General features: G+C 34.5%; 20 protein-coding genes and 1 tRNA gene. 12 read left to right on the top strand and 9 right to left on the bottom strand.

Translation table 11 applies throughout. The features are described from left to right. Positions 1-46 precede the first annotated feature (46 nt). The 11 genes from DCO46_RS07025 (at position 47) to DCO46_RS06975 (ending at position 9,348) form a co-directional block, all read left to right on the top strand. Positions 47-117: transfer RNA gene (locus DCO46_RS07025), tRNA-Trp, on the top strand. Between the two features lie 462 nt (positions 118-579). Then, positions 580-1,158, top strand: coding sequence for a nucleotide exchange factor GrpE (locus DCO46_RS07020; RefSeq protein ID WP_035632003.1), 579 nt, complete (start codon positions 580-582; stop codon positions 1,156-1,158). A gap of 77 nt (positions 1,159-1,235) precedes the next feature. Beyond that, on the top strand, positions 1,236-2,345 hold the full coding sequence (gene dnaJ / locus DCO46_RS07015; protein ID WP_116751850.1) for a molecular chaperone DnaJ: 1,110 nt from the start codon (positions 1,236-1,238) through the stop codon (positions 2,343-2,345). A 163-nt stretch (positions 2,346-2,508) separates the two neighbouring features. Then, a complete protein-coding gene (locus tag DCO46_RS07010) occupies positions 2,509-3,438 on the top strand; it encodes an ABC transporter ATP-binding protein (RefSeq protein ID WP_116751849.1) in 930 nt (309 codons plus the stop codon). Positions 3,439-3,514: 76 nt separating this feature from the next. After that, on the top strand, positions 3,515-4,831 hold the full coding sequence (locus DCO46_RS07005) for an ABC transporter permease (protein ID WP_116751848.1): 1,317 nt from the start codon (positions 3,515-3,517) through the stop codon (positions 4,829-4,831). 107 nt (positions 4,832-4,938) lie between these two features. Further along, positions 4,939-6,102 carry a sigma-54-dependent transcriptional regulator gene (locus tag DCO46_RS07000; RefSeq protein ID WP_116751847.1) on the top strand — a complete coding sequence of 388 codons (1,164 nt, stop codon included), beginning with the start codon at positions 4,939-4,941 and terminating at the stop codon, positions 6,100-6,102. Positions 6,103-6,202: 100 nt separating this feature from the next. Next, complete coding sequence (locus DCO46_RS06995) at positions 6,203-6,865, top strand: DEAD/DEAH box helicase (protein ID WP_116751846.1); 663 nt, start codon at positions 6,203-6,205, stop codon at positions 6,863-6,865. 53 nt (positions 6,866-6,918) lie between these two features. Continuing rightward, positions 6,919-7,704, top strand: coding sequence for an alpha/beta hydrolase (locus tag DCO46_RS06990; protein WP_243416272.1), 786 nt, complete (start codon positions 6,919-6,921; stop codon positions 7,702-7,704). Between the two features lie 24 nt (positions 7,705-7,728). Next, positions 7,729-7,947 carry a putative signal transducing protein gene (locus tag DCO46_RS06985; RefSeq protein ID WP_116751844.1) on the top strand — a complete coding sequence of 73 codons (219 nt, stop codon included), beginning with the start codon at positions 7,729-7,731 and terminating at the stop codon, positions 7,945-7,947. A gap of 67 nt (positions 7,948-8,014) precedes the next feature. Then, positions 8,015-8,818 carry a Cof-type HAD-IIB family hydrolase gene (locus DCO46_RS06980; RefSeq protein WP_116751843.1) on the top strand — a complete coding sequence of 268 codons (804 nt, stop codon included), beginning with the start codon at positions 8,015-8,017 and terminating at the stop codon, positions 8,816-8,818. A gap of 2 nt (positions 8,819-8,820) precedes the next feature. Then, positions 8,821-9,348, top strand: a complete 528-nt coding sequence (locus DCO46_RS06975) for a GNAT family N-acetyltransferase (RefSeq protein ID WP_116751842.1) — start codon at positions 8,821-8,823, stop codon at positions 9,346-9,348. Between the two features lie 99 nt (positions 9,349-9,447). On the opposite strand, the gene DCO46_RS06970 is transcribed toward DCO46_RS06975, so the two are convergent. Next, on the bottom strand, positions 9,448-9,966 hold the full coding sequence (locus tag DCO46_RS06970; RefSeq protein WP_116751841.1) for a hypothetical protein: 519 nt from the start codon (positions 9,964-9,966) through the stop codon (positions 9,448-9,450). 484 nt (positions 9,967-10,450) lie between these two features. Here DCO46_RS06970 and mtaB point away from each other — a divergent pair, with 484 nt between their 5' ends. Then, positions 10,451-11,785: a tRNA (N(6)-L-threonylcarbamoyladenosine(37)-C(2))-methylthiotransferase MtaB gene (gene mtaB / locus DCO46_RS06965; protein ID WP_116751840.1), complete on the top strand. Its 1,335-nt coding sequence runs from the start codon at positions 10,451-10,453 to the stop codon at positions 11,783-11,785. Positions 11,786-11,903: 118 nt separating this feature from the next. Here mtaB and DCO46_RS06960 read toward each other — a convergent pair whose 3' ends face one another. From DCO46_RS06960 to DCO46_RS06925, 8 genes are all read right to left on the bottom strand, one after another. Next, on the bottom strand, positions 11,904-12,410 hold the full coding sequence (locus DCO46_RS06960) for a hypothetical protein (protein ID WP_116751839.1): 507 nt from the start codon (positions 12,408-12,410) through the stop codon (positions 11,904-11,906). A gap of 97 nt (positions 12,411-12,507) precedes the next feature. Beyond that, positions 12,508-13,224 carry a 3-ketoacyl-ACP reductase gene (locus DCO46_RS06955; protein ID WP_116751838.1) on the bottom strand — a complete coding sequence of 239 codons (717 nt, stop codon included), beginning with the start codon at positions 13,222-13,224 and terminating at the stop codon, positions 12,508-12,510. Positions 13,225-13,338: 114 nt separating this feature from the next. Next, the gene (locus tag DCO46_RS06950; protein ID WP_116751837.1) at positions 13,339-13,926 is read right to left on the bottom strand and encodes a phospholipid scramblase-related protein; all 588 of its coding nucleotides are present in this window, start codon (positions 13,924-13,926) and stop codon (positions 13,339-13,341) included. A 53-nt stretch (positions 13,927-13,979) separates the two neighbouring features. Continuing rightward, entirely contained in the window at positions 13,980-16,154 is a 2,175-nt protein-coding gene (locus DCO46_RS06945) for a VWA domain-containing protein (RefSeq protein ID WP_116751836.1), read from the bottom strand. 36 nt (positions 16,155-16,190) lie between these two features. Then, positions 16,191-17,153 (bottom strand): hypothetical protein, encoded by a 963-nt coding sequence (locus DCO46_RS06940; RefSeq protein ID WP_116751835.1) that lies wholly within the window; start codon positions 17,151-17,153, stop codon positions 16,191-16,193. Between the two features lie 2 nt (positions 17,154-17,155). After that, positions 17,156-17,656 (bottom strand): RNA polymerase sigma factor, encoded by a 501-nt coding sequence (locus DCO46_RS06935; protein ID WP_116751859.1) that lies wholly within the window; start codon positions 17,654-17,656, stop codon positions 17,156-17,158. Positions 17,657-17,830: 174 nt separating this feature from the next. After that, the gene (locus tag DCO46_RS06930; RefSeq protein WP_116751834.1) at positions 17,831-18,481 is read right to left on the bottom strand and encodes a hypothetical protein; all 651 of its coding nucleotides are present in this window, start codon (positions 18,479-18,481) and stop codon (positions 17,831-17,833) included. Positions 18,482-18,605: 124 nt separating this feature from the next. Further along, positions 18,606-19,442 (bottom strand): DUF6929 family protein, encoded by an 837-nt coding sequence (locus DCO46_RS06925; RefSeq protein WP_116751833.1) that lies wholly within the window; start codon positions 19,440-19,442, stop codon positions 18,606-18,608. Between the last annotated feature and the right edge of the window lie 124 nt (positions 19,443-19,566).

Raw genomic sequence — 19,566 nt, 5'->3', positions numbered from 1 at the left:
TAGTTGGTGGGGAAGAAAAAAAACTTTTAATTTGCCGAGCTTACTTACGGGCGTAGTTCAAGGGTAGAATAGCGGTCTCCAAAACCGTTGATGGGGGTTCGAATCCCTCCGCCCGTGCAATAAAATTTTTTTTTACCGCAAAAGGCACAAGGATTTTATTTAAGATATTTTCAAAAAAACAAAAAGTTCGCAAAGCTAAATCAGTATAAAGCTTTGCGAACTTTTTCTTTTTTAAAGCCAGGAGTAAAAATCTTAGCGTTCTTTGTGGTAATTTTTTTGTCAAAGGCATAAAAAAAAGCTTCGACTGAAATAGACGAAGCTTTTTTTAATATAAGGTAAACTTGAATTAATAATTATTTATAAAGCCGAGGCTAACCCTTAAATTCAATTTTGACAGGTAACAATTTAGTTTCCAATTTGGAATCCAAATATACTACAAACTCAAACGTAATAGTCTTAAAATTATACTAAATTTTTAAAGTGTATTTTTGTTTTTAAAGTGCTCAATTTAAATATAGTGACAATTTGACATTTTAAAAGTTTTGGCAGTACTTTTGCAATCTAAAAGAAAGAATAAAAATGAAGTTTAAAAATATTTTTAAAAATAAAAGTAATATGACTACGGAAAATACAGAATTCGATCAGGAATTAGACGATGTAACGTTAGAGAACAATGCCAACGGTGAGCAGTTAATTGTTGAAGAATTAAGTGTTGAAGAGCAACTGGCTCAAGACTTAGCAAAAGAAAAAGATAAATTCTTGAGATTATTTGCCGAATTTGAGAATTACAAAAAAAGAACTTCAAAAGAGCGTATTGATTTATTTAAAACTGCCAATCAAGAAGTTTTGTTAGCAATGCTTCCTGTTTTGGATGATTTCGACAGAGCTACTGTAGAAATCAATAAATCGGATGATGAGAATTTGAAAAAAGGAGTAGAGTTAATCCATGAGAAACTAAAAAGTACTTTAGTTGCTAAAGGTTTAGAGCAGGTTGAAGTTAGAGCAGGTGATGCTTTTAATGCCGATTTTGCTGAAGCAATTACTCAAATCCCTGCGCCTTCTGATAAATTGAAAGGTAAAATTGTTGATGTTATTGAAAAAGGATACAAATTAGGAGACAAAATTATTCGTTTCCCTAAAGTGGTTATCGGAAACTAAAAATGCAAATAAAATTCTGAAAGCCAATTCTTTAGTTTTGGAGTTTGGAATTTATAATTTGGAATTTAAACCTAATTATGAAAAAAGATTTTTACGAAATACTTGGCATTTCAAAAAGTGCCGATGCTGCCGAAATTAAAAAGGCGTACAGAAAAAGCGCGCTAAAATATCACCCTGATAAAAATCCGGGCGACAAAGAGGCAGAAGAAAACTTTAAACTTGCGGCAGAAGCTTATGAAGTTTTAAGTGATCCTAACAAAAAAGCCAAATACGATCAATACGGACATCAGGCATTTGATGGTTCAGGAGGATTTGGCGGAGGTCACGGCGGTATGAACATGGATGATATTTTCAGCCAGTTTGGTGACATTTTCGGAGGCGGATTTGGCGGTTTCGGAGGCGGAGGCGGAGGTCCTCGTCGTGCAAAAGGAAGTAATCTTAGAATTAAAGTTAAACTGACTTTAGAAGAGATTGCAAATGGAGTAGAGAAAAAAGTAAAAGTAAAACGTAAAGTCCAGGCAAAAGGAGCTACATACAAAACCTGTACGACTTGTAATGGTCAGGGTCAGGTGATGCGTGTTACAAACACTATTTTAGGAAGAATGCAATCTGCATCTACCTGTCCAACTTGTGGTGGATCCGGACAAATTTTAGATAAAAAACCTTCTGAAGCAGATGCTCAGGGAATGGTGGTAGAAGACGAAACAGTATCCATAAAAATTCCTGCAGGAGTTGTTGACGGAATGCAGCTTAAAGTTTCTAACAAAGGAAACGATGCACCCGGAAACAGTATTCCGGGAGATTTGATTGTTGCTATTGAAGAATTAGAGCACGAATTCCTGAAACGTGAAGGAGAAAATATTCATTTTGACCTGTATATCAGTTTTCCTGAAGCTGTATTAGGAGTTTCTAAGGATATTGAAGCAATCAACGGAAAAGTTCGTATTAAACTGGAAGAGGGTATTCAATCCGGAAAAATCTTAAGATTAAAAGGAAAAGGTATCCCAAGTATTAATGGCTACGGAAGCGGAGATTTATTAGTACATGTAAATGTCTGGACTCCAAAAACATTAAATAAAGAGCAAAAGCAATTTTTTGAAAATGCCCTGAACGACGAACATTTTGTTCCGAGCCCTGAAAAATCAGAAAAATCATTTTTCGAAAAAGTAAAAGATATGTTTTCATAACCGGACTTTTTCCTAAATGTTAAAATAATTTTAAAAAACCCATCCTTAGTTAAATATAGGATGGGTTTTTTGTTGAATAGTAAAAAGTTTTGCTTCTAATTATTTACTTTTACACACGCAGGCCACAAAAGGCCAAACTGACGCAGAAAATTCTAAAAATAGCATGAGCAACTTACTCGAAGTACATAAAGTCGTAAAACAATACGGTGACTATGTAGCGCTTAACGAAGTTTCATTAAATGTTCCGAAAGGAAGCATTTATGGACTATTAGGTCCTAATGGAGCTGGAAAAACTTCTCTTATCCGAATTATAAACCAGATAACTCTGCCAGACAGCGGTGAGGTAATTCTGGATGGAGAAAAATTACAGCCCAAACATGTACAGACCATCGGATATCTTCCGGAAGAAAGAGGTTTGTACAGCACAATGAAAGTGGGAGAACAATGTCTTTATCTGGCGCAGATGAAAGGGCTTTCTAAAGCGGAAGCTAAAATACAGCTGGAATACTGGTTCGACCGCTTAGGGATTCAGGGCTGGTGGAACAAAAAAATCCAGGAACTTTCTAAAGGAATGGCGCAAAAAATCCAGTTCGTGGTTTGTGTTTTGCATAAACCAAAGCTGTTGATTTTTGACGAACCTTTCTCTGGTTTTGACCCGGTAAATGCGAATATCATTAAAGACGAAATTTTAGCCTTAAAAGAACAAGGGGCAACTATTATTTTCTCAACACACAGAATGGAAAGTGTTGAAGAACTTTGCGATCATATTGCGCTAATTCATAAATCAAATAAACTGATTGAAGGTAAAGTAGGTGATGTAAAACGACAGTTTAAAACCAATAGTTTTGAAGTTGGAATCCTGACAAACAATGTCGAAGGGCTGATGTATGATATTACGCAAAAATTTACCGTTTCACAGGCTAATTTTAAAACACTGAATGATGATTTAAAATTAAATATCGAAATCGGAAATGCTGCTCCAAATGAATTACTTCATATTTTGACACAACGCGGACAAGTAACCCATTTTGTAGAAAAGATCCCGAGTATAAACGATATTTTTATTCAGACTGTTACTGAAAATAAAAATTAAATTCCAAAAATTAAATTCCAAATTCCAATTTTAGAACGTATTAAATTGAGATTTGGAATTTGAAAATTAAATATTTATGAGCATCATCTCGCTAATTATAAAAAGAGAATTTATTGCCAAAGTCCGCAATAAATCTTTTGTGGTCATGACCTTTTTAAGTCCGTTATTGTTTGTGGCAATTGCAGGGTTTATTGGGTATTTGAGCTCAATGAAAGCTGAAACCAAACGAATTGCAATTCATGATGAAACAGGTTTGTTTGCAGAAGATTTTGTAAAGCTCAACAAAAAAGACGCAGAATATAAATATGTGAATTTGTCTGAAATTAATGTGACGGCATTAAAAGACAGTATCGCTAAAGAAAATTTCAGCGGATTATTGGTGATTCCCAAAACAAATAGCGAAAAGGATCTGGAATCAAAAATTGATTTTATCTCCAATAACAGTCCAAGTATTTCATTTATTGAAAACACACAGGATGTAATAGCTGCAAAAATCACCAAAATCAATTTAGAAAAAGCAAAGCTTGATACTTTGTCAATTCAGAAAGCACAGGCCAATGTAAACATTCATCTGGCAAAAGCTTCAGGAGAAGAAAGTCTAAAAGGCCTAAACGAAATTAAAATAGGAATTGGGGGCGCATTTGGTTATCTTATTATGATGTTTATTATCATTTACGGAAACATGGTAATGAGAAGCGTCATAGAAGAAAAAACAAACAGGATTATCGAAATTATTATTTCGTCTGTAAAACCATTTCAGTTAATGATAGGTAAAATTGTCGGAACTTCCCTTGCCGGATTATTACAGTTTACAATTTGGGCGATTATAGGTTTGGGACTCATGTTTGCGGCTTCATCCTTTTTTGGTGTAAATGTTGGCCCGACGGCTAGAATTTCACCGGAAATGATGCATTCGGCTCAACAGGAACTATCTGGTTCAGCACAAATGTATATTACTGAATTATGGAACCTGCCTATTGCCAGTATCTTAATTGGTTTTGTGGTTTATTTTATCGGAGGATACTTTTTATACAGTTCGTTTTATGCTGCAATTGGAGCAGCGGTAGATAACCAGACAGATTCACAACAATTTCTTTTGCCAATCATTATGCCGCTTATTTTGAGCGTTTATATTGGATTTTTCACTGTAGTGAATGATCCGCACGGAACAATAGCTGTGGTGTTTTCGATGATTCCGTTAACATCACCAATAGTAATGCTGATGAGGCTTCCGTTTGGAGTGCCGTGGTGGCAAATAGTGATTTCGGTATCATTATTGTTTGCAACCTTTTTCCTTGTCGTTTGGTTTGCAGCAAAAATTTACCGCGTCGGTATTTTAATGTACGGCAAAAAACCAACATGGAAGGAATTGTATAAGTGGCTTAAATATTAATTTTTTGAAGGTGCTAAGGTACTAAGGTTCTGAGATGCTAAGATTTTAGCTTCTTACAGGAAAACCTTAGAACCTTAGTACCTTAGAATCTCAGAACCTTAAAAAAAATGAGTAAAATACTAATTATAGAAGACGAAGCAGCGATCAGAAGGGTTTTGGTAAAGATATTATCAGAAGAAAATGATACTTATCAGGTAGATGAAGCTGAAGATGGCGTTGCGGGGCTTGAAAAAATAAAAAACAACGATTACGATTTGGTTTTGTGCGATATCAAAATGCCAAAAATGGACGGTGTTGAGGTTTTAGAAGAAGTAAAGAAAATAAAACCTGAAATCCCTATGGTAATGATTTCAGGGCATGGTGACATGGAGACAGCCATTCATACCATGCGTTTGGGGGCTTTTGATTATATCTCAAAACCGCCAGATTTAAACCGATTGCTGAATACTGTCCGTAATGCTTTAGACAAAAAGCAATTAGTAGTTGAGAATAAAATCCTCAAGAAAAAAGTCAGCAAAAATTACGAAATGGTTGGCGAAAGCGAAGCGATCAATCATATAAAAGTAATGATCGATAAAGTAGCTCAGACTGAAGCCAGGGTTTTGATTACGGGTCCAAACGGAACCGGAAAAGAATTGGTAGCACATCAGTTGCATGAAAAAAGCGAACGTGCAAACTTTCCTTTAATTGAAGTAAACTGCGCCGCCATTCCGAGTGAATTAATCGAAAGTGAATTGTTTGGTCACGTAAAAGGAGCTTTTACATCGGCAGTTAAGGATCGTGCAGGAAAGTTCGAAGCGGCTGACAAAGGAACTATTTTCTTAGATGAAATAGGTGACATGAGTCTTTCGGCGCAAGCCAAAGTATTACGTGCTTTGCAGGAGAGCATGATAACAAGAGTAGGTGCAGAAAAAGACATAAAAGTTGATGTTCGTGTTGTGGCTGCAACCAACAAAGACTTAAAAACGGAAATTGCCGAAGGTCGTTTTCGTGAAGATTTATACCATCGTCTGGCCGTAATTTTGATTAAAGTTCCGCCATTAAACGAAAGGCGTGATGATATTCCGGCACTGATACGACATTTTGCAGAGAAAATTGCTTCTGAACAGGGAAATGTTGTCAAAGTATTTTCTTTACAAGCCATAAAATTATTGCAGGAATACGACTGGACAGGAAATATCCGTGAACTTCGAAATGTAGTGGAAAGATTAATTATCCTTGGAGGAAATGAAATCTCAGAAACGGATGTAAAAATGTTTGCAAGCAAATAATGCTTCGCGCTCTAGGCTATAAGCAATAGGCTTTAGGCTTTTAAAAATTATAATATTTCAGCTTATAGTCTAAGGCTTATAGCTTAAAGCATAAAAAAAAATGAAACTAAAAAAAATAAACGAGAAACTACAGGACGCATTAATAGAAAATGGTTTGACTGAAGCAAATATGCTGCAACAGGAAACTTTTGCAACCATAAAAAGCGGTGCTGACTGTATTGTTCTTTCTCCGGCAGGAAGTGGAAAGTCTACTACAATTGTGCTCAATGTAATTCAGCAACTGGCAGGAAGAGTAGAAGAATCTCCAAGGGCTTTGATTATTGTAGAAGATAAAAACAAAGTTCTGGAAATGGTTGAGCTTTTTGCCAAATACGGAAAATATACTAATCTTGAAGTTTATGGTGTACACGATAAAGGAGATATGGATTATGATAAAAATTATATTTCAACCGGAATTGATGTTTTAATTGGTACTCCAAATAAACTCAACGATATGTTTACAACTGCAGGTTACAACGTAAATCGTTTGAAAATGTTTATCCTTGACGATGCAGACCCTATTTTGAAATTACGCCACGAAACCAAAATCATGCGTATTTCTAACAGTATTGCCAAAGTACAACGAATTATTTTTGCTGAAGAATTGACAGAGCGTATTGAAATTCTGGCAGACAAAATGCTATTGGAACCTTTTCTTTTTGATATGGAAGAAGAAGGAGAGGATGAACTTGACGAAGAGGAAGATCAGATTGAAGAAGAGTAAATCGGAATGATTATAAAATTTGGATGGAAATAGTAAAAACGGTTAAATTTTTAATGATTGTACTCTTAGCATTTTTTGTCGCTATTTATATTTTGATTATTTCTTATGTGTATTTCAATCAGGTTGGAATGGTTTTTCAGAGCGCATCACTTCCAAAGAATTATCAGTTTGATTATAAACAGCAATATGAGGAATTAAACATCAAATCTTTTGATAATGTAAATCTAAATGGTTTATTATTCAAAGCAGAAAAATCAAAAGGCCTGGTTTTTTATCTTCATGGAAATGCAGGCACTTTGGAAACTTGGGGAAGTATTGCTAAAATTTACACTGATTCAGGGTATGATATCTTTATTTTAGATTACAGAAGCTTTGGAAAAAGTGAAGGAGAAATTAAGAATGAAGAACAGCTAAATAAAGATGTAGCAATTGTTTACAAAAATTTATGCCAAAGATATCCTGAAAATAAAATCATTATCACAGGTTATTCAATCGGTTCAGGGCTGGCTGCCGTTTTAGCATCTCAAAATAAGCCAAAAGCCTTGATTTTGCAATCTCCTTATTATAGTTTTAGTGAATTATCAGGTAGCAGAGTCCCGTTTTTTCCAAATTTCATGAAAAAGTTCCGTTTAGAAACCTTTGAATATCTGCCAAAAATTAAAGCGCCAATTTATATTTTTCATGGAATGGAAGATCAACTCATTCCTTTTTCAAATTCAGTTCGCTTAAATAAATTATTGAAATCTGATGGCCATTTCTATCCCTTAAAAAATCAGGAACATATCGGGATGAATGAAAACCAGGATTTTCAAAATCAGTTAAAAATAATATTGCAATAAAATAATTATAAAAAATAAAATGTTATGGGATTAATGAAGGTGTTTTCAGGAAGCGAAATTTTAGCCATTGCTTTGCAGGGAAAATTAGAAAAAGCAGGTGTAGAAACAGTAAAAAAAGATAATATTCAATCGGCCAGACTAGGTGGTTTTGGGCAGACCGATTTAGCCGTTGAGGTTTTTATTCAGGAAACAGATTTTGCAAAAGCAAATCCGGTTATTGAAGATTTCAGAATGAGTATCTAATACAGTCTGAAGTCTGTGTTTTCAGTCAAAATGACTAAACCCGGATTGCGACTGAAAATTAAAAAGAATGCAATACAAAATGCTGGTGCTCGACATGGATGATACCTTGTTGACAGACGATCATAAAATTTCAGATTTAAATAAAAAAGTACTTCTTGAAGCACAGGCAAAAGGAGTTTATGTTGTGTTGGCTTCCGGCCGCCCAACATCTGCCATGACAGCTTACGCTAAAGAACTGGAACTCGATTTAAATAATTCTTATATCATTTCGTTTAACGGCGCTGTAATCAGCACTGTAAAAGATGATCTTGTTTTTTTTGAGCAAAAATTAACGGTAGAACAAATCCATGATTTATACGATTACAGTGTAAAAATGAAAACACATATAATCACTTATCTGGATGGTGAAATTATCAGTGAAACCGATTCTGAATATATTGATGTCGAAAAAGATATAACCGGATTGCATCATCGTAAAGTGGCCAGTTTTAAAGAAGCCGTTGACAGGCCAGCCGTAAAATGCATTTTACTGGAAGAGCCTTCTTATTTGAAAGAAGTAGAAAAAGATTTAAAAACCGCAATGCCTCATTTGAGTGTGGCCATGTCAAAACCTTTTTTCCTGGAAGCAGCCCAAAACGGAATTGATAAAGCGAATAGTTTAAAGCTTTTGGCCGAAAAGCTAAATATTCATCAGAGTGAAATTATCGCAGTTGGTAACGCCGGAAATGATCTTACAATGATAGAATATGCCGGACTGGGAGTTTGGGTTGATAATGTAACCCCGGAATTGCGTGACAGAGCCAATTTAATTGTAGCATCCAATAATGATGACGGAGTTGCTGAGGTTGTACAACGTTTTATTTTAAATTAATAATGAAAAAGCCAATTGAAACAGAGCGCCTGATCTTAAGGGAAATCCTTCCTTCAGATGCCGATGGAATGTTTGAATTGGAGTCTAATCCAAACGTGCATGTTTTTGTCGGAAAGAAGCCGGTAACGGCTATGGAACAAAGTATTGCTTATATTGAAAATATCCAGCAACAATATAAAGATTTCGGAACAGGCCGCTGGGCCGTTATCCTCAAAGAAACCAACGAATTTTTAGGCTGGTCAGGAATTAAGTTTATCAACTACAAAATTAATAACCATCAGAATTTTTATGAACTCGGTTATCGTTTTATTGAAAGATACTGGGGGAAAGGCTATTCTACAGAAGCAGCAAAAGCTTTTGTACAATATGCTTTTAAGGAAATGAAGGTTGAAGCTCTTTATGCTTACGCGGATGAAGGAAACGAAATTTCGCGAAAGGTTTTGGAGAAACTGGGTTTTCGTTACATAAATTCTTTCGAATACGAAAACGAGATGGAAGTCTGGTATGAATTAAAAAATCCAGGCTTATAAAATTACTAAGAAGTGTATCCCAAATCTTTTTAAACTTCGTTAAGATTTAAAAAGATTTGGAAAACAGCCCATAGTATCTAATTCTGAAAAAATCAGGATTTATTTTTTAGCTACAGAAACAAAATATTTATTTCCGTCACCCATAGTCAGTTTAACGCGTTCGTCACAAAGATCAATTGCGAAATTTACGCTTTCATAACAACTGCAGGTAGTGTTTTTGTCTTTAGACATTTCAGTTTTACAGTTATTATTTTTGAAAGTTGCCAATTGTGGAGTGTACAAACTTACTAAGTCAGTTGAAGCTGTTACTAATGAAATGATGCTTGCCGAATTATTATTTGTAATTCTATATACAATTCTGTCTGTATAATTTACTTCATTAACCACTACTTTACGGATGTAAGTATAAGCAGTTGAGCCTTCGCCTGGTTCTTTTACTTCAAACTTGAAACCAACTGCACGAATAGCAACATCAAATTGTTGCTGCGAGTTTAAACTTGCCCAAGTCGTTAAAGTACTAATAGAAGGAAATGGATTTGCGGCTGGAGTACTAGTTTGCGCTTGCGAACTAAATAAGGTTAAAAACATCAAGCAGATTGTGGGTAAAAATGCTTTCATAAAGTGGTATTGTATTATAATTTTTGCCTACTCTCTTTGGTTTTCGGCTTTCCCATTTCATTTTGTAACACAAAACAACAACATAACGAGTAAAATTCAAAATTGTTATGTCTGAATTATTAATTAATTAACCAAAGCTATTTAAAATTCTCAAATAACAATCATTTCAACTAAAGAATTTTGACAAAAGTAAATGTAAGAATATTTTAATTTAAAAAGTAAAAAAACGTATTTAATCGATAAAATTTGCACTTAATCGATTATTTTGTCATTTTATTCTTATTGATTATGCTAACTGATTAGAAACCCGAAGTTTGTTTTGCAGAAATTCCAGCTAAAAATACATTTTTTTTGCATCTAAAAAATTTATTTGCCTTCAAAATATCAGTACGAAGTCGCTTATTGCCTTTCTTTTACAGAAATTTGTTTGTAAATTTGCAGCCTTAAATTTTTTGACAACGATTTCATTGATTTAAGATACAGTATGGAAAATAGAAAAAAAGTTGCCTTTTACACTCTGGGTTGTAAACTGAATTTTTCAGAAACCTCTACAATTGCCAGAAACTTTAATGACGAAGGTTTTGACCGTGTCGATTTTGAAGATGTTGCAGACATCTACGTAATAAATACCTGTTCGGTTACCGAGAATGCCGATAAACAGTTTAAGCAGGTTGTAAAAAAAGCAATGAAACTCAATGAAAAAGCCTTTGTCGCTGCTGTTGGGTGTTACGCACAATTAAAACCGGAAGAATTGGCGGCAGTTGATGGTGTCGATCTTGTTTTGGGTGCTACCGAAAAATTTAAAATTACCGATTACATACATGATTTAAGCAAAAATGACATGGGTGAAGTGCACTCATGTGAAATTGCCGAAGCTGATTTTTATGTTGGAAGTTATTCCATCGGTGACCGTACTCGTGCATTTCTAAAAGTACAGGATGGTTGTGATTATAAATGTACTTATTGTACAATTCCGTTAGCAAGAGGAATTTCAAGAAGTGATGCCCTTGAGAATGTTTTGCAAAATGCTAAAGAAATTTCGGCACAGAATATCCGTGAAATCGTTTTAACCGGAGTAAATATCGGAGACTACGGAAAAGGGGAGTTCGGAAACAAAAAACACGAACATACTTTTCTTGATCTGGTTCAGGCTTTGGATAAAGTCGAAGGAATCGAGCGTTTACGAATTTCATCAATTGAACCCAATTTATTGAAAAACGAAACTATAGATTTTGTTTCAAAAAGCAGGACTTTTGTACCGCATTTTCATATTCCGTTGCAATCAGGAAGCAATGATATTTTAAAATTAATGAAGCGCCGTTACTTACGTGAAGTTTATACAGAACGTGTAAACAAAATTCGTGAAGTAATGCCACACGCCTGTATTGGTGTTGATGTAATCGTTGGATTTCCGGGAGAAACAGACGAACACTTTTTAGAAACGTATCATTTCTTAAACGAAATGGATATTTCATATTTACACGTATTTACGTATTCAGAAAGAGATAATACAGAAGCTGCCGAAATGGATGGAGTTGTCCCGGCAAATGTTCGTGCAAAACGAAGCAAAATGCTTAGAGGTTTGTCTGTGAAAAAACGTCGTGCTTTTTATGAAAGCCAGTTAGGAACAAACAGAACGGTTTTGTTTGAAGGTGAAAACAAAGAAGGATACATTCACGGTTTTACGGAAAATTACGTAAAAGTAAAAGCTCCATGGAATCCTGAATTAGTAAATACATTACAGGAAATCAACTTAACAAAAATAGACGAAGACGGAAGTGTTCGTTTAGAGTTTTTGAATAAGCTTGCAGAAGCTTAAAAAAATATACGCAGAGTATTGTCATTCTGACGAAGGAAAATCACAAAAGAAATTCCGAACAGAATATAAAAACAGAAAAGCCTCTTTTTTATAAAGAGGCTTTTCTGTTTTAAAATAATTACTCATTATCCTGCACCACCAATTTCAAAGAATTAATGTAATCCGTATCAAACTCAATAACACGAATTTTTTCAGGATTAAAACTTAATTCCCCTCCAAACTGACCGCGCATATCTATAAAGTTGATTGTCAGTTCTTCGTCATTCAATTCTAATAGTTTTCCTAAATAAGCAGATTTTGATGATTTTTTAGCAATTTGAAAAATGCCATATTTTTCAGAAATGTAATTTATAATTGTTGCCAGATCTTTAATAGGAATAATGTCCTCAGAGTTGATTTTTAAACCTTTTAACCGAATGATTTTTTCGGTAAAAGCCAAATCATGATCTCTGTTTACTGCCTGGATATTTTTATTTCTCAAGATTACAAAACCGTCCAGAATAAAATCTACCGGATTATTACGAAGTAAAATCCAGTCGTCTGAATAATCAATCAGGAATCCACTGAACACTTCTTTTTTATCCTGAAATTCTATTTCGACCAATTGTCTTAAATATTGTTCCATAGTTTTACATGTTAAATCTCAATTTTTAAATTCCAAATTCCAATCTATAGCAGTTTGGAATTTGGAATTTAAAAATTTGGAATTTGAAGTTTATTTTTTAAGGATTAGTAGACCAGATGCTGCTGTTTTTAATGAAAACCCTGCGGTTTAATTTTAACTGGGCAACAATTAATTCTGCCATGTCTTCAGATTGCATTACTTTTTCGGGATTACCGTCTGTCAGGTTTAAATCTTTTGCCATATCTGTGGCAACGGTGCTTGGAGTTAAGGCTGTAACACGAATATTGTGTTTTCTCATTTCCTGCATCAGTGAATCCGTTAAGCCCAAAACAGCAAATTTAGAAGCACTGTAAGCACTCGTCAAAGCATTTCCGTTCAATCCCGCAGTAGACGAAATATTGATAATATCCCCGGTTTGTCTTTCGATCATGTTCGGAATAATGGCGCGTGTCGTATAATACGTTCCCATTAAATTTACCTGAATAATTCTTTCCCAGGCTTCTGGTTCCAGTTCTAAGAATTTTCCAAAAGAAGCGATTCCGGCACTGTTAATTAAAATATCAATAGTATTAAATTCGGCCAGAGCTTTTTCTACAGCCGTATTGATAGAATTAATATCCGAAACGTCAGCAGACAAAGCCAAAGTTTTCACACCCAGTTTTGCCGTTTCTTCTGCCAGTTGATCAATATCGCTTTTAGTTCTGGAAACTAAAATCAGGTTTACACCTTCTTTTGCCAAAGCAATTGCCACAGCTTTTCCAATTCCTTTTCCTGCACCCGTAATAAAGGCGTTTTTATTTTTTAAGTCGGTCATGATTGTATTTTTAGAAATGCAGAAAGCATCATTTTAAGTCATACAAAAATAAGCTTTTGCAGGATAAAATGATGCTTTGAAATGTATTCTTAATCTAAGTTTAACAACTTTGGGTTATTCTTTCAGAACCATGTCGATACACATTACAGCTCCTAAAATTAATTGTCTTAACGAGCTGTCAGCGGGTACAGTTTCTTCAATATTCAGAACATAGTTATCAGCACTTGTAAAAAGTTCTTTACCCATTCCGGCCCATTTTTTGGTTACCTGGGCAAGTTCTTTGTTTTCATGCGAAAATTTAAAATCCCATCCGGTCCATTTTCCCTGAAGTGTTGCAACCGGTTTTTCATTTTTGTCAAGGATATCAAACTTTCCGCCTATAGAAAAGAATTTTTGTTTGAAAGTTCCAACCAGACGATCTTTTTCATCCAGTACTTCAACAGTTGACCTGAATATCGCAATGCCCCTTCTTACGGTTATTAATTTCTCGCCAGAAGCGGTTGTGATTTCAACATTAAATGGTGTTGCTCTTTTGTAATCTGTAAATCGAAGTATTTTAGTAAAAAAACCAAGATTGTTTTCTCGGCAGTTCATGATTATCTGATTGGTTTCCGGGTTGTAAATATCGTAATTGTTTGCAGCTTTAAACATTCCGACATGTTCTTTTACTAAAAATAGATTTTGGCTTAAAATGGGATTCATACGTGTGTAAAATTAATTTTTTAGAATAAGACCCAAATGTAATAAAATATTTATTAATTATATTGCTTGGAAGTTTCAACAAGACGAATAAATTCTGCTTTGTAACCTTCGTCATCGTTTGAATTTCCTTGTCTTGCTAATCTTACAATTTCTTCAGAAGATTTTTCGACAATCAATTTTGAATCTCTTAGTTTCAATCCAAACCAGGCCACTGCAGAACTGAATTTCATATCATCACTAGCCTTATCCAGAGCAACCGATTTGTTGTCGATTACCTGAACCATTTCGATGCTTTTTTCTCCATCAGGTTTTTTATAGCGGAATTTGATTGTTGCCAGTTCATTGCTGTAATTATTAGAACCTGTTTCTGTTTTAGTATATTTCAAATCATCCGGCTGCTCGGCTAAATAGCTGCTTTTTGTACCTGCCGGAATAATTTCATACAAAGCTGTAACAGTATGATTACTTCCTAATTCTCCCGCATCAATAGCATCATTTTTAAAATCCTCTGCGCGGAGTTTTCTGTTTTCATAACCAATCAAACGATACGCCTGTACTTGTTTTGGATTGAATTCAATTTGAATTTTTACATCTTTCGCGATAGCAAACATAGAACCTTTGAATTCTTTTCCTAAAAAACGGTTTGCTTCCTGAATGTTATCGATATAAGCATAATTTCCGTTTCCTTTATCTGCTAAAATTTCCATTTTGCTGTCTTTGTAATTTCCCATTCCGTAACCTAAACAAGTCAGGAAAACGCCTGTTTTTCTTTTCTCTTCAATTAATGTTTCCATATCAGAATTAGAGGAACTTCCAACGTTAAAATCTCCGTCTGTTGCCAGGATTACACGGTTATTTCCGCCTTTAATAAAGTTTTCTGCTGCCGTTTTATAAGCCAGTTCGATTCCCGCGCCGCCTGCAGTGCTTCCGCCAGATTGTAATTTATCTAATGCCTCAATAATTGTTTTTTTCTCGTCTCCGGAAGTTGGAGGCAAAACCATTCCGGCAGCGCCCGCATACACCACAATGGCTACTTTGTCTTTTGGACGTAATTCGTTTACCAGTATTTTTAAAGATTGTTTTAGTAAAGGCAGTTTATTCATCTCACTCATTGAACCCGAAACATCAATTAAGAAAACAAGGTTGGAAGCAGGTAAATTTTCAGTTGGAATATTTTTTCCCTGTAAGCCAATTTTCAAAATTTTATTATTTGCATTCCAGGGCGAATCGCTTACTTCTGTATTGATTGAAAACGGATGTTCGTTTTTTGGCTGTGGATAAGTATACTTGAAAAAATTAACCATTTCTTCTACACGCACCGCATCTTTTGGCACTTGCTGACCGTTGTTTAAAAATCGTCTGATATTGGTATAAGATGCATTATCAACATCAATAGAAAACGTAGAAAGCGGAGCTGTTTTTGGACTTTCAAAAGCATTTTCAACAAAAGTATCATAATCTTCCTGAGTCGGCTCGGCAGGAATTGGCGTAATATTTAATTTTTTGTCTAATTCTTTTTCCGAAAGATTTTTATAAAGCTCGTTTTTGGTAGAGATTACAACAACGCCATTTGAAGCTTTGCTTCCGTAAATCGAAGTAGCGGTATCATCTTTCAGCACTTTTAAATCTTTGATATCATTCGGATTAATTTTTGCCATTTGACTGGCTTTAACAGGAACTCCGTCAACAACATACATGGGTTCATCTTTTGACAAAACAGTGGCAGTTCCACGTATTACAACACTTTGACTTGGTGCATATGCCATATTGTTTGTAACAACACTGTTTTGAACCTGAACCCTTGTCACTTTTCCTTTAAGTGCCTGTGAAATTTCTCTTTTTTCTTTTCTTCTTTCAGCACGATCATAACTTCGATTTTCATATTCCGAATCGCTTGTTCCATAACCAACCACTACGACTTCATTTAAAGTTTGCTGTGCTGAACGCAATTGTATATTAATTGTATTCGAATCCTGTACTTTTTGTCTTTGTGTATCATAACCAATATAGCTGAAAACCAAAAGATCTCCTTTTTGAGCCTGAATACTGTATTGGCCATCAAAATTACTAAAAGCTGTAGCTTTAGATCTCTGATTGAGAATATTTACGCCTGGAACTGGCTGTTTTGTTTCATCTGAAATGATTCCTGTAATAGTTCTTTCTTGTGCCAGGCTTACGAAACATATAAGCATAGCAATGGCTGATGAAATAAGTTTTAGACTTTTCATGATAATAAAGTTTTAGAATTAATGTTCGGGTTTTGGCTATTTCTTCAAAGCCGGTTTTCCTGTTTTTGTAGTAATGATGACAACTCCTTTTTTCCCTTTTTCACCATATTTTGAAGTGGCTTCAAGATCCTGTAAAATGGTTATCGTTTTTATTTCCTGTTTATTCAGAGGTGCGTACGGACTCGTTGGGTTTTTGCCAAACAAATCATTTTCAGAATAATAAATACCGTCGATGATATATAAGGGTTCGTCCAGGATTACCAGGGACTCGACATTTTCCGGATTAAGATTAGGAAGTTCTTCCTGCATCATTTTATCTCGTTTGGCATCATCGGTGTGGGCCATCGCATTTCCGTTAAGAATAACCAACGGGGCACTTTTTTTAGTTCTTAAAGATTCATTATCAGAATCTGCAATTCGATAAAATTCTTTTTTGGCAGATTTTGCAGATTCATAAGTCAGAGCTTTGTCCTTTGTAATAGAATCTTTTTCGGCTTCATATCCGTAAGATACTGATGGAGCAGAAGCAGACTCATTATAAACAATTACTGGAGATGGCTCATAAGGTAACGAATTGATATTTGGACTCTGGGTTACATGAATTGCAACCGGAGGCTGCTGCTTAATCTGATTATTCAGGATTTTTTCGGCTTCTGTTTTTGAAACTATTCCGGAATCTTCAGAAGTTGCAATTTGATCTTTCTGTGAATCCGTTTTTTGAATTGCTTCTTTCGGAGTTTCACTATTCACAACTTCATTAGAATTTTCAATGTTTGATTTTTTTTCTGTTTTTAAAAATTGGGAACCCACAGAAATGATTAATAAAAGAGAAGCCGCAATTGCAATTTTTTTCCATAATGCAATTGTTTTTTTATCTTCTTTTTTGTCCAGTTTTTCTTCAACACGTGACCAGACTTTTTCCATTCCGGGAAAGTCTTTGAACTCCGCATTTTGCGAAGCTTGTTTTATTTTATCGAATAATTTATCTTGATTGTCCATGACTATTTCGCTTTTTGATAATACAATTTATTAACCAGTTCTTTCAGTTTTGTCTTTGCGGCATTCAATTGTGATTTTGAGGTGCCTTCGGAGATTTTCAGCATTTCGGCTATTTCTTTATGTCCAAAACCTTCTATAACAAAAAGGTTAAAAACAGTTTTACAGCCATCAGGAATGTGGTTTAATAAATTAAGTAAATCTTCTTCTTCTAAAGTGTTAAGTTCGTCAACAGAGGGCTGCGAAAGCAGTTTTACGTCGTCGAGATACATATTGAAGTTGGTGTTTTTTTTAATTGATGCCAAACAATGGTTTACCGTTATTCTTCGTGCCCATGCTTCAAACGCATAGGCTTCTTTTAACTGGTCAAGTTTGGTAAAAATGGTAAAAAACGAATCGGCCAGCGCTTCTTCAATTTCTTCTTCCTTTTTTAAATACCTTTTGCAAAGGCGGTACAACTTTGGCGCCATGTATTCGTACACCTGACGCTGGGCATCGCGGTGCATTTTTTTACAATTTGCTATTTGAGTTTCGTTTATCACAATGATGGTCTTTCTTATATAGAGAAGCAAAAAGATAAAAAGGTTGGGACGAAGATGAAAAAAAGTTGTTTTTTATTTTTGGTTATCTGTAAATGCGCTTGCTTAATTTGCGTATGTACTTGTAAATTAGTGCTTAAATTACTTTTCGAAACAAATATCATTATAAAATTCTACAATATCTTTAAGATTTTCAAAAAGCCATTTATCTCCTTTTAGTTTTTTGACGATAAAGTCGCAGTCAGTAAAATATTTGGAAGTGTTTTTTCTCCATGCATTTAGAATGCCGCAATTTAAACAAGTTGGATATTTATCGTTTTCTTTTTTAACATAATACAACTCTGGAAGTTCCTTCATATTAAATACTTGTGGTTGCATTTGAGAATTCCTGTTTAAATTGGAACCTGGATTATAGTAAGTAAGAGGTTGTTCATCAAATGGATTTGTAAACAGATTATTGTAATCTGAACCTAGTTTTTTATATAGAGTAACTTCACCTTTAACGATGGTTTCTACCAATGTGGGTTTACTACCGGAACTTATGATAATGTATTCAAAAGTCCTTGTCATGTCAAATCCGATGAATGTAATTTTTTTGACAAATTCCGCATCCCATGTATCGGCTTTGTCTTCAGGAGCAACTTTAAATTTTATTTTATTAAATTTTAATGCGGCAAAGCCTTCAATAGAATCTCCGTCTTTAAAGTAAATTATAGCTTCCTGCGTTTGGGAATAAATTGAAAAACTGAATAAGAATAAAGCGATTATGGTGATTTTGTAAATTTGCCTCATCAAAGGAATATATTTAAAAAATTTTGTGAATCTCCGTGATAACTTTGAGATTCTCTGTGTTACAATTATAGTTTTACCGCGAAGATTCGCAAAGACGCAGTCCCGAGGCTTCGGGAACAAAGATTTATTTAACCGGCAAAGTCAATTTAAAAATCTTAGTTTCCAAAAGATCTGTGTCATTATCTTCGCAAAGCAAAAACTCTATTTTATTGTTTTCTTTTTTATAGAAAGTCAAACCTTCAAACTTATTGGATGAGGTGATTTTTTGGGTAAAATCAATTTTCATTGTTTTCAGATCGATTCGTCCGATGAAGCTTCCTAAGATTTCGCCGTCATCATAAGTAGATTTGGTGTCTTCGGCGGTTGAAAGAAAATAGATTTTATCTTCGACTAAAACAGCATCGGTAAAACTGGAACGAACGCCTTTTATTTTTGGCAGTTTGTAATTGGTTGCTACCAGGGCAAATTCTTCGCCAAGACTTTTGGCATGAATCGTAAAAATGGTGTTTTTGTTTGAAATTCCGTTTCCACGATTGAACAGGTACCAGTTTTCTCCATCAAAAATAGCACCTTCCAAATTAAAATCTTCCGGTTTTATTTCTCCGAAACTTTGCATCAGAGCATAAATATCGGTCAGATTATTTTTTTGTAAAACGGTTTTGTTTTTCAAATCAAACTCAATCATTCTGTTTCGGTTTTCGGTTGAACCCGAACCAAAAACATAAAGTGTATCGTTGTGATGTGTCAAAGATTCAAAATCCGGTTTTAAGTTTTTTGGAATATTTTGAGTCGGATTATCAATTAAAGGATGTTGGTTTAATTGCTGATTCTGCATATTGTATTCGTACAGAAATCCGCTGTTGTCGCCAATAATATAAAGTGCATCATTATTATAAAATAATCCTGATGCCGAACCGATTCCGATGATTTGAAATAATATTTCTAATGTGAATTTTTCCATGAAATGATGTTTTGAGAACTAAATCTAATGCTGATTGCAATAAAAGTATTACAAACAATAGCAATTCCGATAGCTATCGGAACTCGTAAAATTACTATATTTATAATATAAAAAATGAAAAAGA

Origin of the sequence: Flavobacterium sp. HTF, from assembly GCF_003105115.1 — a bacterium.
Lineage (GTDB): Bacteria > Bacteroidota > Bacteroidia > Flavobacteriales > Flavobacteriaceae > Flavobacterium.
Note: the sequence above shows the minus strand (reverse complement) of the source record. Positions and strands in the feature narration are given on the sequence as shown.